Annotated in this window: 12 protein-coding genes; 3 read left to right on the top strand and 9 right to left on the bottom strand. The window is 31.3% G+C overall.

Going from position 1 to position 17,435, the window contains the following annotated elements; translation table 11 throughout:
* The first annotated feature begins 265 nt into the window (after window positions 1-265).
* The gene (locus N4A57_RS17555) at window positions 266-1,093 is read left to right on the top strand and encodes an endo alpha-1,4 polygalactosaminidase (RefSeq protein WP_293659387.1); all 828 of its coding nucleotides are present in this window, start codon (window positions 266-268) and stop codon (window positions 1,091-1,093) included.
* A 56-nt stretch (window positions 1,094-1,149) separates the two neighbouring features.
* Here N4A57_RS17555 and N4A57_RS17550 read toward each other — a convergent pair whose 3' ends face one another.
* Complete coding sequence (locus N4A57_RS17550) at window positions 1,150-2,544, bottom strand: NAD(P)/FAD-dependent oxidoreductase (protein ID WP_293659386.1); 1,395 nt, start codon at window positions 2,542-2,544, stop codon at window positions 1,150-1,152.
* A gap of 349 nt (window positions 2,545-2,893) precedes the next feature.
* Here N4A57_RS17550 and N4A57_RS17545 point away from each other — a divergent pair, with 349 nt between their 5' ends.
* Window positions 2,894-3,283 carry a hypothetical protein gene (locus tag N4A57_RS17545; protein WP_293659385.1) on the top strand — a complete coding sequence of 130 codons (390 nt, stop codon included), beginning with the start codon at window positions 2,894-2,896 and terminating at the stop codon, window positions 3,281-3,283.
* A 283-nt stretch (window positions 3,284-3,566) separates the two neighbouring features.
* On the opposite strand, the gene cls is transcribed toward N4A57_RS17545, so the two are convergent.
* The 8 genes from cls to N4A57_RS17505 all read right to left on the bottom strand — a co-directional run bounded on the left by cls (window position 3,567) and on the right by N4A57_RS17505 (window position 14,776).
* Window positions 3,567-5,030 carry a cardiolipin synthase gene (gene cls, locus N4A57_RS17540; protein WP_293659384.1) on the bottom strand — a complete coding sequence of 488 codons (1,464 nt, stop codon included), beginning with the start codon at window positions 5,028-5,030 and terminating at the stop codon, window positions 3,567-3,569.
* A 243-nt stretch (window positions 5,031-5,273) separates the two neighbouring features.
* Window positions 5,274-7,115, bottom strand: a complete 1,842-nt coding sequence (locus N4A57_RS17535) for a substrate-binding domain-containing protein (protein ID WP_293659383.1) — start codon at window positions 7,113-7,115, stop codon at window positions 5,274-5,276.
* Window positions 7,116-8,309: a response regulator transcription factor gene (locus N4A57_RS17530; RefSeq protein ID WP_293659382.1), complete on the bottom strand. Its 1,194-nt coding sequence runs from the start codon at window positions 8,307-8,309 to the stop codon at window positions 7,116-7,118. It lies immediately after the preceding gene.
* A 19-nt stretch (window positions 8,310-8,328) separates the two neighbouring features.
* The gene (locus tag N4A57_RS17525) at window positions 8,329-10,086 is read right to left on the bottom strand and encodes a sensor histidine kinase (RefSeq protein WP_293659381.1); all 1,758 of its coding nucleotides are present in this window, start codon (window positions 10,084-10,086) and stop codon (window positions 8,329-8,331) included.
* 81 nt (window positions 10,087-10,167) lie between these two features.
* On the bottom strand, window positions 10,168-11,151 hold the full coding sequence (gene yjfF / locus N4A57_RS17520) for a galactofuranose ABC transporter, permease protein YjfF (protein WP_293659380.1): 984 nt from the start codon (window positions 11,149-11,151) through the stop codon (window positions 10,168-10,170).
* A complete protein-coding gene (locus tag N4A57_RS17515) occupies window positions 11,141-12,151 on the bottom strand; it encodes an ABC transporter permease (protein ID WP_293659379.1) in 1,011 nt (336 codons plus the stop codon). Before N4A57_RS17515 ends, yjfF begins: the two co-directional genes overlap by 11 nt.
* On the bottom strand, window positions 12,120-13,673 hold the full coding sequence (locus N4A57_RS17510) for a sugar ABC transporter ATP-binding protein (RefSeq protein ID WP_293659378.1): 1,554 nt from the start codon (window positions 13,671-13,673) through the stop codon (window positions 12,120-12,122). The genes N4A57_RS17515 and N4A57_RS17510 overlap by 32 nt, the downstream gene beginning before the upstream one ends.
* A gap of 92 nt (window positions 13,674-13,765) precedes the next feature.
* Window positions 13,766-14,776, bottom strand: coding sequence for an ABC transporter substrate-binding protein (locus N4A57_RS17505; protein ID WP_293659377.1), 1,011 nt, complete (start codon window positions 14,774-14,776; stop codon window positions 13,766-13,768).
* Window positions 14,777-15,173: 397 nt separating this feature from the next.
* On the opposite strand from N4A57_RS17505, the gene N4A57_RS17500 reads away from it, so the two are divergent.
* Complete coding sequence (locus N4A57_RS17500; RefSeq protein WP_293659376.1) at window positions 15,174-17,243, top strand: methyl-accepting chemotaxis protein; 2,070 nt, start codon at window positions 15,174-15,176, stop codon at window positions 17,241-17,243.
* Window positions 17,244-17,435: the final 192 nt, after the last annotated feature.

The following is a 17,435-nucleotide window of genomic DNA, read 5'->3' as shown; positions in this document are numbered from 1 at the left end:
TAATATAATTATAGATTTGGTAACATTAAGATTTCTTTATACAGTAACTTGCCTATAAGGGAAACCATTGAAAATTTTTGGAACCCTGGAACGTCACAACATCCTATGTTACTCCAACATGACTCATGAACCTATCTACTAAGATTCACACTTTCGCTTGTGACAAGGACTTGGGTGGAAAAAATTCTCAATATATTTTCCTGAAGTAGGCTCACATAAAGTAAGTTTCCAAATAATAAATCTATAATATATAGGAGGGATCAGAGTGAAAAGAAACATGCACACAACGTTCATATTAATAATATTCACCTTATTTTTGTTAACGGGAAATGATGATAAAGTTTTAGCTCTTTCATATGACTATGGAGTTTTCATTGGATCATCTCCTAGGGAAATTAAAAAACTTGCTAAATATGATGAAGTAGTTATAGATGGATTTTACTTTACAAAGGACAATATAGATTATTTGCATAAGAGGGGTGTAAAGGTCTATAGTTATATAAATATAGGTTCCTTAGAAAAATTTAGACCCTACTATTATGATTTTAAACATATTACACTCGATCCTTATGAAAATTGGCATGATGAAAGATGGATAGATGTTTCTAATAAAAAATGGCAAGATTACATAATTAACAGTATAGCTAAAAATCTTTCTCACAAGGGTATTGATGGTTTTTTTATAGATAATGTGGATGTTTATTCCATATACAATAACCCCGAAACCTTCCAAGGGGTTCATGCCATCCTAAATACTTTGCACAAATCCTATAATAAACCCATAATAATAAATGGTGGTTACCACTTTATAAACAAGGCTTTTTCCCAAAAGATTAATGTGAATGAGTTCTTATACGGAATAAACCTTGAAGAAGTTTATACTAATATAGATAATTATGAATATAATATATTCTCTAAAAAAAATAGTGCAGACATTAATTATGCACTAGAATACCTAAGCTCCCTTAAGGGTACAGGTTTTCATATATATGTTATAGAGTATTCTAAAAATAGAAGATTAAATAGGAAAATTACTAATATATATAAGGATCTAAATTTTAAGGCCTATGTTTCTAGAAGTATAGATCTTTAGGCATATTAAAAAGGGAGTATCTAAGGCATATTCTAAACCTTAAATACTCCCTATTATTATTCTAGTATTTTTCCCATTAATGTTCCCATGGCAGATGCCATTTGAAGGCCCCTAGTCCATCCACTAGAATCACCTAAACAATATAATCCCTTTATATTCGTCTCAAAGTTCTCATCTAATTCTATTTTATTTGAATAAAACTTAACTTCTGGACCATATAACAAGGTTTCCCTACTAGCAAAGCCTGGCACAACCACATTCATGGCCTCTATAAAGTTTAATATATTAGTCATAGTTCTATAGGATATGGCCGATGTTAAATCACCTGCCACCGCATCTGGTAGTGTGGGAACCACATTTGATTCATCTAGTTCATCTTGCCAAGTTCTCTTACCATCTAGTATATCTCCATATCTTTGAACTAATATTTTTCCATTTCCTAACATGTTCAATAATTCTGCAACCTTTTTTCCGTACTCTATAGGTTTATTGAAAGGATATGAAAAATTGTGAGAACATAATATGGCTAAATTAGTATTATTACTTTTTTTCTCTTTATAAGAATGGCCATTAACTACTGCCAAATCATTATCATAATTTTCCTGACTAACAAAACCTCCAGGGTTTTGACAAAAGGTTCTTACCTTGTTTTTAAATGGTTTAGGATGACCTATTAGCTTTGATTCGTATAAAACATTATTTACCTTCTCTAATATTTCATTTCTAACTTCTACTCTTACGCCTATATCAACGGTGCCGGCCTTATGGTCTATCTTGTGCTTTTCACACATATTCTTTAGCCAATATGCACCCTTTCGTCCCGTACAGACTACTACATTTTCTCCATGTATAACTTCTTTCATATGACCCATGGAGTCTTTTATATTCACGCCCTTTACATATCCCCCATCTATAACCAAATCTTCCACTGTAGTATTAAATCTAATATCTACTCCCTTATCTATTAGGTATTCTTGTATCTTATAATATATTTCTTGAGCCTTCTCCGTACCTAAATGTCTTATGGGACAATCAACAAGCTTTAACCCAGCCTCTATTGCCTTTCTTCTTATGTCTTTTATCTCTTCTACATTTCCTAACCCTTCAACCTTAGTATCTGCTCCAAATTCTAAATAAATCTTATCAGCATAATCTATGGCCTCTTGTGCCTTTTCTCTCCCTATTAACTTTGGCAAATCTCCACCCACTTCATAGCTAAGGGATAACTTTCCATCAGAAAAGGCTCCTGCTCCAGAGAAACCTGTAGTTATATGACAATAGGGTTTACAAGAAACACATTCCCTAGTTTTATCCTTTGGACAATGTCTTTTCTCTATTCTTCTACCCTTTTCTATTAATAATATTTTTTTATGAGATCCCCTTCTCACCAACTCTAATCCTGTAAATATCCCAGAAGGTCCTGCCCCAATTATAATAAGATCATATTTCATACAAAACGCCTCACTTTCGCACAATGTTTTGTCTTTCATTAAAATTGTACGTTATATCACGAATTATTTCAAGTTTTTTCTTGATAATATTTTGTATTTTATTGTTGCATTATGTCTTTTCATATTTATCCCCCATGATTTGCCTATACAATAACTTGTCTACAAAGGTAATTACCCCTATAAAGATAACTCAATATATCCTCCTATTAAGGCATATTCAAAAAATAAATTAGTCATTTCACTGGTTATTTAAATTATTTTTTTCATATACCTAAATCTTGTGAATATAAGTAGCCAATAAGTTATTGTATACATATAATGTATATTATTAGCTTTTGGAGGGATTTTTTTGAGTGATAATATGAAAAGTGCTGATTTTCCTAATTGTTCAACAATAAAAGTAATTAATAACCTTCCTGTAGAATTAAAGTATCAAACCCAATATTTAATAGATGGACAATTTGAAAAACCCCCTATAAACTCTATTCCACCAGGTCATAAGGGAATTATATTTGAATTAAATGCTCATGATCATATGTGCCTTAAGGGAGGAGTAATATACTATTATGACGACTTAAATAAACACAGAAAATATATTTTATTTGAGTTTATCCGCTCTACTGAAGATGAATCAGACAAATTCTTTTTATCTGATGCTCCAGCCAACACAATTAAATGGTCCCAATATCCTGATAATTGTGGAAATATAGTCTATACACTTCATGATTTTAAAGGCTAAAAAAGGTTCAGGCATATGAATTTAGATAAACCTTTTTAGCCTAACCTCCTATATAGATTTATGAACACTAAGCTTTCTTTATACAGTAACTTGCCTATAAGGGAAAATATATTGAAAATCTTTGGAACCCTGGAACGTCACAACATCCTATGCTACTTGAACATGACACGTGAACCTATCTACGAAGATTCACACTTTCGCTTGTGACAAGGACTTGGGTGGAAAAGATTTTCAATAGTTTCCTGAAATAGGCCCGCATAAAGCAAGTTTATACACCAGAAATCTATAAAAGAGGACCTATTAACCTAGATATTGATTCTTTAAATTTAATTAATTTAGATCTATTTTTATATTCTTCCTTAGTAATTTTTCTACATTCCTTTAGATCATCTAAAAATATATCTTCTAATTCCTTTGCTGTTTTTCTATGGTATATAAATGCATTCACTTCAAAGTTCAATTTAAAACTCCTATTATCTAAGTTAGCCGTTCCTACAGTGGCTACTTTTCCATCTACAACACAAGTTTTACCATGCAAAAATCCCTTTTCATATAAATAAATTTTAGCTCCTGCATCTAATAGTTCTCCCACATAGGAATAGCTAGCCCAATGTACAAATATATGATCTGGTTTATTTGGAATCATTATTTTCACATCTACTCCAGATAAAGCAGCTATTTTCAAAGCCTCTAACATACTTTCATCTGGTATAAAATATGGAGTTTGTATATAAATATTTTTCTTTCCTTCATTTATCATCTTAATATATCCATATTTTATTTGTTCCTTTTGAGAATCAGGCCCACTAGAAACTATTTGAACTCCTGCTTCTCCATGTGATTTTCTTATGGGAAAATATCTATATAGATCATCCATAGGCTCATTAGCTACAAAACGCCAATCTAATATGAATCTATATTGTAATCCTCCTACCCCTCCACCCTTTATTTTCAAATGGGTATCTCTCCAGTATCCTAATTCTTTATCTAGGCCTAAATATTCATCCCCCACATTAAATCCACCTACAAATCCTATTTTCCCATCTATTACTACTATTTTTCTATGATTTCTGTAGTTTACCTTAGGATTTATTATGGGTATGGATGATGGAAAAAATAATTCTACCTTTCCACCTGCTTCTTGTAAATCTTTAAAGGCTTTTCTCTTTACAAACTTACTTCCTACGGCATCGTATATAAACCTTACTTCTACCCCTTCTTTAGCCTTGTCTATAAGTGCATTTACTATTTTCATTCCAATTTCATCTCTTCTAAAAATATAATACATCACATGAATATGATCCTTGGCATTTTTTATAGATTCTATAAGTTCTTTAAACTTCGTTTCTCCATCTTTAAATATTTCTATATGATTGTCCTGACTAAGTACAGCATTATCTTCTAATAAATTCATTCTCATCATGTCTTTATATTGACCCATGGAAGGATCTTTAAATTGAATATTTCCTTCATTGATACTTTTCAATTGATGTTCTTTCATCATAGTGGTTATTTCTTCTTCTTCTTTTCTCAACTTAAATAATTTTCTCTTACTTAAATTTTGAGAAAATAATAAATAAAGTATAAATCCCATAACAGGAATAAGTAATAATACCATTATCCATGCCCAAGTTGAAGAGGGATGTTTTCTCTCAAAAAATATAACTATGAAAGCAAGTATCATATTTAATATGAATATAATACTTATTCCCGTAGTAACTTGAACTCCAAAACCTAATAAATTCATACAACCTCCTTAAATCTGATCTTATTTCCTATTATAATTTTTTTAATCCTACTCACTACACATTATTATTTCACTTAAAACCATATTTTATAATAATATATAAAGGATAAAACAGATTAAAATCCATCTTATCCTTTATTTAATAATTCCCAATTTATTTAACTATTCACTCTCATATTAACAACAAATTAAATGCCAATCAATCATTATATTAACCCCAGGTAATGCATATTCAAAAACAAATTAATATTTTGTCAGTAATTCCTTTTTTGCATTTTCCTGAGTAAATACTTCTTCTTCTGTGATTATTTGCTTTGGCACTTCCTTATTTTCAAATAAGTCCTTGGTTACCTCCATGATTTGAGGACCTAATACAGGATTACACTCCACAGCAAAGTTTAATTTTCCAGCAGCAAGGGCCTTCAACGCTGGTACAGTACCATCTATAGATATTACTATTATATCTTTCCCTGGCTCTAGACCATAATCCTCTATAGCTGTAATTGCACCTAATGCCATATCATCATTATGGGCATAGACCACATCTATTTTTCCCTTCTCCTGATTAAGTATGTTTTTCATAACACTTTTACCCATATCCATTCTAAAATTAGCATATTCAGATTTGATTATTTTAAAGTTTGATGTATCCCTTAGTACTTCTTCAAAACCGATTTTTCTCTCTATGGCAGGATTGGCTCCCCTAGTTCCCTTCAATTCCACTATATTTATAACATCCTTACTATTACCAAAATAATCTATCATCCATCTTCCAGCTCTTTTTCCCTCTTCTATAAAGTCAGAACCTATGAAAGAAGTCCAAAGGTTGTTATCATCTATAGTCACTTTTCTATCACATAATATAATAGGTATATTGGCCTCTTTAGCCTCCTTAAAAACTTCTTCCCATCCCCTTTCCACCACAGGAGATAGGCCTATAACATCTACCTTTTTTCTAATGAATTCCCGTACTATTCTTATTTGTTTTTCTTGACTATTATCTGAATATACCATATCTAAATCTATTCCATAATCAACAGCAGCCTTTTCTATTGATTTTACATTTGCATCTCTCCAAGAGCTTTCCATTCCTGTTTGGGCAAAACCTAATAAAATAGATGCCCTAACTTCATTTCCCTCTTTTTTATATTTTTTATTTAAATACTCACCCACATTATCCCTTATTATCTTATTTGCCCTAAGTATAATTTTTTTAGGTATGGTCTTTTTTCCTTGTAAAATCTCCATGGCATATTCTATAGCTTCCTTGCCTCCCGTTGGACAAGTGAACGTTCCTTTTAATATTCCTTCTTCTACTAAGCTAAGACCTCCGTTGTAATTTGCTAATCCATCTACCCCTAAAAAATGTATATTTCCTAATTTGTTTTCCTCGATTCCCTTATATGCACCAAATGCCATAGCATCACTTTGAGCGCAGACTAAATCTATAGAAGGATGTTTTTTAATTATTTCTCTCATCTTATCTTCTGCCTTATCCTTTTGCCAATCGGCTACAACTGTCTCTATTATATTTATGTTTTTATTCTTCTTTATTTCACTTCTCATTCCCTTACTTCTATCTGACACGGGAGGTGATCCTAATAATCCTTGTATTTCTACAATGTCTCCCCCCTTATCTCCTAATATATCTACTATGAATTTTCCCGTTTCCTCTCCTATGAACTTATTATCTGGACCTATAAACAGCGTATAGTCATAACCCTTAACGTGCCTATCTAATACTATCACAGGTATCTTTTTATATACATTCTCAACAATAGGAGTTAAATCTTCTGAATTATTCATAGATATGATCAATATATCTATACCATAGTCTAATAATTTATCAACATCATTTATTTGCTTCTTACTACTTTGTCCTGCATCTGTAAATATTACCTTTACGTCCCTATATTTTTTTACTGCCTCTTTTATATCTTCATTCATCATTATACGCCAAGGCTCTGATAGATTAGCCTGGGACATACCTATTAAATATTTTGTGCCCTCATCCTCTTTACTTTCATTATTAATTAAAACTAAGAAAATACTAATTATTAATATAAATACTATAAACTTTTTCACTTAACTGCTTCCATTCCCCTTTTTATGATTAAGAGGACATGTTCCCATTATTTTTTTGAAGGCTCTACTAAAATAATGTTGTGTACTATAGCCTACTTGTTCAGCTACTTCATATAATTTCATATTGGTATCCTCCATAAATAGTAGGGATTTTTTTATTCTAGTTTTAGTTAAATATTCTATGAAAGTCATTCCCAATTCTTTCTTTAGCAACTTGCTCAAGTAGTCTGGATTTACTTGTGACACTTTTGCAACTTCTTTCAAGGATAAATTTCCTCTATAATAGTTTGTATCTATATAATTCTTTGCATATAATACTACTGGTGTATAGGAATCCATACTTTTTAGATCTTCTTTCAGCTTCATATAAGTCTTTGTGAAATTTAGAATATTTTCTTCTACTATATCTTGGGCCATGGCTACTTCAATTTGCAATTCTTCCCTTATTTGTATATCTATTTTAGCTCCAAGCTCCAGCCAATTTATCATCTTCTTAATAGGTGCTATCAGGATAATGTGGTCTCCATCTTCAAATATAAAATTATAAGTATTATTAGGTAAAATCCCTTCCATGGTCTTTTTTATTTTCTCATTTGATGTTTTTTTATCTTCGTAAGTATAATTCCTTTTGAATGTTTTAACACCTAAAATTCCTACAGGAATAGTAATATTCCAACCTAAAAACTTCAGAGTCTTATTTATTTCTTCCTCATCTATATCTTCATATATCCATCTCTTTATAAAGGTTTCTTTTATAGTCTGAATATTTCCCTTTAGCTGTTTTTTATTCCACTCCTCATAGGAATCCTTATTCTCCTTTTCTTTTAGTTCCTTTAAAGCTCCATTTATTACATCCTTTAATTTATTCTTTAAAACAGGTTTTAATAAATAATCATATACTTTTAACCTTAAAGCTTTATGTGCATATTCGAATTCATCATATCCAGTTATTATTATAATCATACATTCAGGCACAATCTTTTGAATCTTTTCTATTAATTCTAGGCCATTTAAAAAGGGCATATTTATATCCACAAGTAGTATGTGAGGCTCATGTTTTTCTATTAACCCTAAGGCAACTTCTCCATCTTCAGCCTCTGCCACCACATTGATATCCATATCATTCCAGTCTAAAACCCGCCTAAGGCCTCTCCTAATCTTAGGTTCATCATCTGCAATTAATAATTTCCACATAGCCATACCCCCAACCGAATCAATCTAAAATAGGATGGACAATGTTCACAGTAGTTCCCTTACCTAAAGTACTTTTAATCTCTACTCCATATTCTTCTCCATAAGTTAGTTTAATTCTTTCATTAACATTGAAAATACCATAGGTTTGCCCATCCTCATCGTCCACATTTCCTTTAAGTATTTCATTTAATGTGTTTAGTTGCCCTTCCCCTATGCCTATACCATCATCCTTTATAACAAAGGAAATTTTATCTTCTATCCTTTTAATACTTATACTTATATGTCCCTTTTCTCTTCTATTTCTTATTCCATGGTATATGGCATTCTCCACAAAGGGTTGTATTATTATTTTTATGACTTTATAATTAAGTAATTCTTCATCATATTCAATCTCATAATGGAATTTTTCTTCATACCTTGCCATTTGTATAGTTAAATAACTCTCTATGTGTTTCAATTCGTCCTTTATTTTAATTATCTCTTTTCCCTTATTTAATCCTAGTCTAAATAGATTAGTAAGGGCCGTCACCATTTCTATAATGTCATCTGCATCATATTCTTGGGCCATCCATTGAATAGTATCTAGAGTGTTATATAAAAAATGGGGCTTTATTTGAGCCTCTAATATTCTAAGTTCCGCTTCTCGCTTTCTCTTTTGTTCTATATATACCAGGTTTATTAAATTCTTGATTTTTTCAAGCATTTTATTAAATGTATTTCCTAACTTACCTATTTCATCATTGTACTTACTATTGAAACGTACATTCAAGTCACCTTCTTCTGCTGCTATCATTAGCTGTGTTAATTTCTCAATTGGATTTGCAATAGTAGATGTGAATATGAGACCTATAATAATGCCCATAGCCAATATGCCAATGGCTATAATTATAGTATAAAATTTTATAGTAATTATTACCTTTTGGTTTTCATCTAGTGAAAATACTCCTACTGTCTTCCATTTCGTATAGTTTGAATAATTGTATATAATCTGATAATTATTCTCCCTTATCCTCTTTGTTAATCTTTTATTTTCATCTCCATTAAACCAATTAGATTTTATTCTATGAACTATTGAATTTACTGGCGTATATACAATATTTTCATCAGAATCAACTATATATACAAACCCCTTTTTCTCCAGTTGTATGTCCTTTATTACTTTTTTTATAGTGTCTAATTTCATATCTATTAAAATTACACCTATCACATCATCATTCAATGGGTCTTTAACTGCCTTAGTAATTGATACAACTTCATCAGCACTGTATCTTTCCTTAGTTTGTATTCGTCTTCCTATGGGCTTACTAAATAATAGTATTGACTGTGGAGATTTTACAGATTTCATATACCAGTCTTCCCGTGTTAAAGGGTCCCTCGTAACTCTTTTTATTTTATTACTTATAAATGAGTCCCTCTTATTTATAAGAAGTATTCCTGCAATTTCCTTATTAATATTTTCAAATCTTTCTAATATGCTCTTTATGTCTTTTTCCGTAGCATGGTCTTTATTACCATTCATAAAGCTAATTATTTTAGGATCTTGAGATAAATAATATATGGTATTATCCATATCCTTAATATAAAAATCTATATTATTCTTTATTTGATTTAGCATTTCATTAGTATAAACATTTATTTCTTCTTCTACAGCCTTACTGTATAAAAAAATACCTATACTTCCTAATATACTTATTGTCAGTAAGGTAAACGCTATAAAGTAAGTTAATAGTTGAAACTTGATTCCTCTATTTCTAATAAAATCATATATTATATTCAAATAACACACCCCTACCACAAAAGGATATTCTAGTATAATTTCTGTTTATACAATGAATATCCTTCTTTAACTTACCAATATTTATACAACTGTCTTTTCTCTTTCTTTATAAATGACAATGATCCTTTGAAGAACTATAAATATGAACAATAAAAAACCTATTGCTATTTTAGTCCACCAGGAACTTAATGTGCCTTGGAATATGACTATATTTTGAATTACTCCCGTACTCAATACCCCAAATAATGGGCCTATTATATAACCATATCCTCCTGTAAGTAATATTCCTCCCACAACACAAGAGGCTATAGCATCTAATTCCATACCGTTACAATGAAGTCCATAACCAGATAACATATAAAAAGTAAATACTAGTCCTCCTAGGGCCGCACAAGAACTACATAGAACATATACTAATATTTTAGTTCTTTGTACGGGTATTCCCATTAGTAGAGCAGAATCTTCACTGCCACCAATAGCATATATGTTCCTTCCAAATTCTGTGTATTTACTCACATATAAACCTAGTATAACAACAGCTACAGCTAATACAACACTTATGGATATGAAATTCTTCCCATAAACATAAATTTTATTTTTAGATATAATATTGAATAACTCATCTGTTATAACAATACTTTCTGTGGTAATTAAGAAAGAAACTCCCCTAGCTAAAAACATTCCTCCAAGGGTAACAATCCATGGATGGATTTCATATCTACATACTAGCACTCCCTGAAATAACCCAAATAATCCTCCAAGGGAAATGCTACTTATGATTACGACTATGGGATTTACTTCCATTTGAAGAAGTTTTGCACTTACAACACTAATTAGGGCTACTACAGCTCCCACAGATAAGTCTATTCCTCCCGTTATTATGACAAAGGCAAGACCTGTTGCCACTATTATTAAATATGCATTATCTATAAATAGATTTAAAAAGACTTGAGGCTTAAAGAAACTACTATATTTGATCCCTCCACACATATACAATATAAGAAAAAGACTTATAGTGGCTATTAAACTTATATTATTCTGATTTATTTTTATTTTATTTTTCATTAGAGGCAATCCTCCTTTTTCCCATAGCTCTAAGGTCATTTTTAAACTTCTCAGATTGTGATAGACTTACTAATATTACTACCATAGACTTTACTACTAATATGGTTTCAGGAGGTACTCCCAAGGAATATATGGTAGTAGTTAAACTCTGTATAAAGAAAGCACCTATTATAGTACCACCTATATAAAAACGCCCTCCTCTCATGGAAGTACCACCTATAACAGTTGCTAGTATGGCATCAAGTTCTAGCCAAAGGCCCGCATTGTTGGCATCTGCCGACTTTACATTAGAGCATACTATAATACCTGCAATAGCGGCACAAATACCACATGCAACATATACAGAAAATAGTATCTTCTTTGAGTTTATACCTGCATAAGTACTAGATAGCGAATTAGTTCCTACTGACTCTATAAAAAGTCCTAGAGCAGTTTTTCTAACTAATATCCATAAAATCAATGCCACGCCTAAAACTATGAATATTGAAAAGGGAAGTCCTAATAAATATCCTGTACCTATAAAGCTATATGCCTGATTGTTTATAGTTATTATTTGACCATTAGTTATGAGTTGGGCAATTCCCCGTCCCACGGTCATTAATATTAGTGTTCCAATCATGGGTTGTATTCCTATATGGGCTACTAAAGCTCCGTTCCATATACCACATATTATTCCTACCATTATACTTAAGATTAAAGCCATAGTTACAGGCATATCACTTATTAAAGTGGCAGATATAGCTCCTGTTATGGCAACTACAGCCCCTACAGATATATCTATTCCCTCTGTGGCAATAACTAAGGTCATTCCTAGAGATACTATAACTAAAGGTGCTGCCCTATTTAAAATATCTATAATACTTCCAAATAAATGGCCATTTTTAATTTCTATTCTAAAGAAATCGGGCATTACTATTAGATTCAACAGTAATATACCTAATAAGGCCATAAAAGGACCAAAAGCTTTATTAGTTTTTAACTGAAGAAATTTTTTCTTCATACTTAACACCTTCATCATCCTCCTTAGCGATAATCTTCATTATATATGAATCTGTCATTTTTTCGCCTTCCACAACTCCTACTTTTTCCCTATCTCTTAAAATCACTATTCGGTCACAACATCTTAACATTTCTTCTAACTCTGAGGATATGAAAAGAATACTCACACCTTCCTTTGCTAAGGAAATAATAAGCTTCTGAATTTCTGCCTTTGAGCCTATATCTATTCCCCTCGTTGGCTCATCTAATATTAACAATTTAGGTTTAGTAGCTAACCATCTGGCCAATATGACCTTCTGCTGATTTCCCCCACTTAATTTATCAATTCTCTGTTCCATGCTAGGTGTAGCTATTTTCAATAACTCTATATACTTACTTGCTATCTTTTGTTGTTCCTTCATGGATATATAATTAAATGCTCCAATTCTACCTTGTAATGCCAATATAATATTCTCTCTTATACTAAGGGATCCTACTATTCCCTCTACTTTTCTTTCCTCAGGACAAAATCCAATTTTTTTACTAATGGCCCTCTTAGGATACATACTTTTAAATATTTCGTTATCTAAAGTTATAGTTCCAGTATCATTTTTATCTATACCAAATATTAGCTTTGCCACCTCTGATCTTCCAGACCCCAATAGACCTGATAAGCCTACTATTTCTCCCTTTTTAATGTTTAAGTCAAATGGTGACATGGTACCATTCTTACCAAGATTTTTAGCTTTAAGTATATACTCATCTGATTTTTTCTCTTTTCTTTCAATATCATGAATCTGATCTAAATCTTCCAAATCCTTGCCAATCATTTTTCCTATTAAGTTCATTCTATTTAATTCCTTAGTCTTATACTCTCCTACTAATTTTCCATTTCTCAGTACAGTAATTCTATCTGATACTTCATATACTTGGTCTAAAAAGTGAGTAATAAATATAATGCCCATTCCCTTTTTCTTTAATTTGTTCATTACATTAAATAGCTTCTTGGTCTCTTTACTATCTAGACTAGAAGTAGGTTCATCTAGTATCAAAACCTTACTCGATATATCCACAGCCCTGGCTATGGCTACCATTTGCTGTATGGCAACAGAATAATAGGATAAGTTTTGCTCCACATCTATATGAATATCTAATCTTTCAAGTAATTCTCTAGATCTTTTAGTTATTTCTTTCCAATTGATCACTTTCCCCTTCTTCGGTTGCCTACCTAAAAATATATTTTCACATACGCTTAAATTAGGACATAGATTTATCTCCTGATATACGGTGCTAATTCCAACTCTTTGTCCATGGTGAGGAGATTTAGGTATTAAATCTTCTCCTAAAAGATTTATATTCCCCTCATCTAGTTTGTGTACTCCTGTTAACACTTTTATAAGAGTAGATTTGCCTGCTCCATTTTCTCCCATAAGAGCATGAATTTCACCTTCTCTTAAATTGAAATTCACATTATCTAAGGCCTTCACTCCTGGAAATGTCTTCTTTATATTTGTCATTTTTAATAATATATTTTTATCATTCATCCTTTGCCTCCCCCAATTTTTAATATAAGGAGAGAGCTTTTAATAAAAGCTCTCTATCCTTTAGGAAAATTTATTTAAATGAGGAATCTCCTTTAATACGAACGACTTGGTATGGCATCTATAGCCTTTTGTCCATAATAAACATCTTCTTCAGACTTAATCCACTTAGGTAAAGTCTTTCCATCCTTTAAATCCTTAGCCGCTTTTACTAATTGAGGTCCTAAGCATGGGTTACATTCTACTGTACAATTTAATTTCCCTTCCTTTATGGATAAAAACGCATCCTTAACTCCGTCTATAGAAACTATAACTATATCTTCCCCTGGAACTAATCCATATTCTTCTATAGCCTGAATAGCACCAAGTGCCATATCATCATTATGGGCATATAATGCATTTATCTTCTTACCTTCAGCCTTTAAGAAAGCTTCCATTACTTCTTTACCCTTTGCCCTTGTAAAATCTCCAGATTGAGATTTTATAATTTTATAATTATCATTATTATTAACTATATTTTCAAATCCCTTTTTACGATCGTTAGCCACACTAGCACCTACAGTACCTTGCAACTCTACTATATTAACTTTCGTATCAGCACCAAATTTTTCAATTAAGTATTTAGCAGAATTTTCTCCCTCAAGTACAAAATCAGATCCAATGAAACTAGTAAATAGACTTTCATCTGCCACACTTACTTGTCTATCTAGTAATATGACTGGAATTCCTGCATCCTTAGCTTCTCCTAAAACTGTCTCCCATCCAGATTCCACAACAGGAGCTAAAGCTATAAGATCTACTTCTTGAGCTATAAATGATCTAAGTGCTTTTATTTGATTTTCTTGTTTTTGCTGAGCATCTGAAAACTTCAACTCAATCATTGGGTCTTCCTCACAAGTCTTTTTAACTGATTCAGTCTCAGCTGTTCTCCATCCACTCTCTGCACCTATCTGAGAAAATCCTATTACAATTTTTTCATCCTTAGGTTCTTCTACAACCTTTTCTTCTGCATTAGGTTCCTCTTGTGTAGTTGGTGTACTTCCACACCCAACCATTAATCCCATTATCATGGTACATATTAATATGATACCTAATATTTTTTTCATATCTTACCTCTCCCCCTTTACTTTTTTAGTAGACTATTTTAACAGATAACCTTTTCCTAATTAAATTTTATTAAAATTCCACTGGGAAGTATTTAGAATAATACGCACTTTTTTGTACTAATCCGACATAGTATTATCCATTAGATAATGGATGGACCTAGGTCATATTATGACCTTATAAAACTAAGAAAAGAACTTAAGGGTTTGTAGGTAGAAAATAATATTTTCCTGGAAATTTATTGAAACATTTATGAACTATTATATTATCACCTATAAGTCATCCATAAAATACCACGGTCGGAATTGTGGAAATTATTTGAATATGTCGAATTTCATCGAAAAAACTGTTATAATATATGTATACATATTTTCATATTAAGCGAAAAGAGGTGGATTCATGTCAAGTAAAAAGAAATTTTTCAGTTTAAAGAAAAAGATGATTTTTTCCGTATTACCAATAGTCATAATTCCTATTTTAATCATGGGCATGTACATTAATCAAAGGTTCAAAACCACATTGAAAAACCAATTTTTAGAGGCATCTTCTAAAGAAATAACGCAAGTAGATAATGCCATTAATATGTATTTTGAATCTGTTTCAGAAAATACTAATATGTTAGCTAATAGTACAATAATAAAAGAGGCTGATAATAGTATTACTTCTTATATGGATAAAACCCATGTAACTAAAATAACTCCTTCACAAAATGGTGGAGTAGAACAAGAAATTTATGAACTTTTTGACAGTTTCGCAAGAACTCATCCTAAATCAGCCTATGTGTATATGGCAACAAAAGATGGTGGTTATATTCAATGGCCTGAATCAGGAGTAATGGATAATTATGACCCTAGAAAAAGACCCTTTTATGAAGCCGTATTAAAAAGTAATGGAAAAACTGTTCGTACTGCTCCATATTATTATCCAGCAGATGATGCAGTTCTTATAAGTACAGTTACTTCTATTACAGATCATAATGGTGAGTTTTTAGGAGTACAAGGCTTAGATGTGAGCTTAAAAGGTTTAACAGAAATGATCACACATATTAAGATAGGTAAGAACGGATACATAATATTATTAGACAATAATGGAACCATATTAGCCCACCCTAAAAATTCAGAAATGAACTTTAAAAATATATCAGAATTAAATATTAAAGAATTTAATAATGTTTTAAATACAAATAAGGATAACTTTGAATTTGTTGAAGAGGATATTTCTTACTATGGTAATCTTTACACTTCACCTTCATCTGGTTGGAAATTCATTGCAATTGTAGAAAAGAATGAATTAATGGCCTTAGCAAACAGGATAAACAATATTATTATAGGTTTAGTAGTAGTTTCCATAATATTATCTTCCCTATTCATAATGCTATTTGCAAATAAATTTACTAACCCGTTACTTAAAATTTCAGAACAATTAAACATTATCTCAAGTGGAGATTTCTCCGTAAAATTAGATAATAAGTTAATGGATAGGAACGATGAGATAGGAGTATTAGGTAATGGTATAAACCAAATGCAGGATGATTTAAAGAATCTAGCATCCCAAATAAAGGGATCTTCTGACACATTATCTAGTACCTTTGATAATGTGGTAAAAATGACTGAAGAAAATAAAAATACTATTAGTGAAATATCTAGGGCAATAAATGAAGTGGCTATAAGTGCCGATGATGAAGCTAGGGAAATTGAAGAGGGAGCAAGTAATGTGCAGGATCTATCCGAAAGTATAAATCTAGTTTCAGATAAAATACAACATATAAAACAACTTGCCATTAAGTCTAATAGGAATAATGATGTGGGGTTAGATACTATTAATACCTTAATTGAAAAGTCTAAGGAAGTTCAATCTTCCGTTACCCATGTTAATACTATGGTACTAGAAATGGATAAAATGGCTGAAGAAATAGGTGTCATAACAGACACTATAGCTAATATATCTGAACAAACTAACTTACTAGCATTAAATGCAGCCATAGAAGCTGCTAGAGCTGGGGAAGAAGGTAGAGGATTTGCCGTAGTAGCTGAAGAAGTACGAAAACTTGCAGAACAATCTAACGCTTCTACCCAAACTATTAAAGATATAATAGATAAGATCCAAGTTCAATCTAAAACTGCCCTTGAAGGTATTACACAGGCTAGAGAAATAACTAGTGAACAGGATGCTTCCGTTGCTATGACCCAGTCTTCCTTCCAAGAAATTTCCTCATCTATAGAGGAACTATCCGAGGAAGTAAATGGTGTTGAAACCTATAATGAAGACATGAATATGAAGAAAAATAAACTTTTAGATATGATTACTAATTTATCTGCTTTATCTGAAGAAACAGCAGCTTCCACAGAAGAGGTTGCCGCATCATCAGAAGAGCAAAATGCATCAATGGAAAGCATATTAAATTATGTAATTAATTTAAATAGTACTGTGGAAGAGTTAAAGGATCATGCAAAAAAGTTTAAAATTTAATTAAAGATTTAAAATTTAAGGCTAAATCCATCTTATGGATTTAGCCTTTCTTATATCTCATATTTCGTACAACATATATTTCCAAACTAGTATGCAGTCATACAATTGAATAATATTCTTATAATGGATTATTATTCCAGTGATTGGCTGCATACTTATCCTGTTAAATTTATACCATATTTTTCAACTACT

The organism is Anaeromicrobium sp., assembly GCF_025210435.1.
GTDB lineage: Bacteria > Bacillota > Clostridia > Peptostreptococcales > Thermotaleaceae > Anaeromicrobium.
The sequence above is the reverse complement of the archived record's forward strand: the minus strand, read 5'-3'. Positions and strand labels throughout refer to the sequence as shown.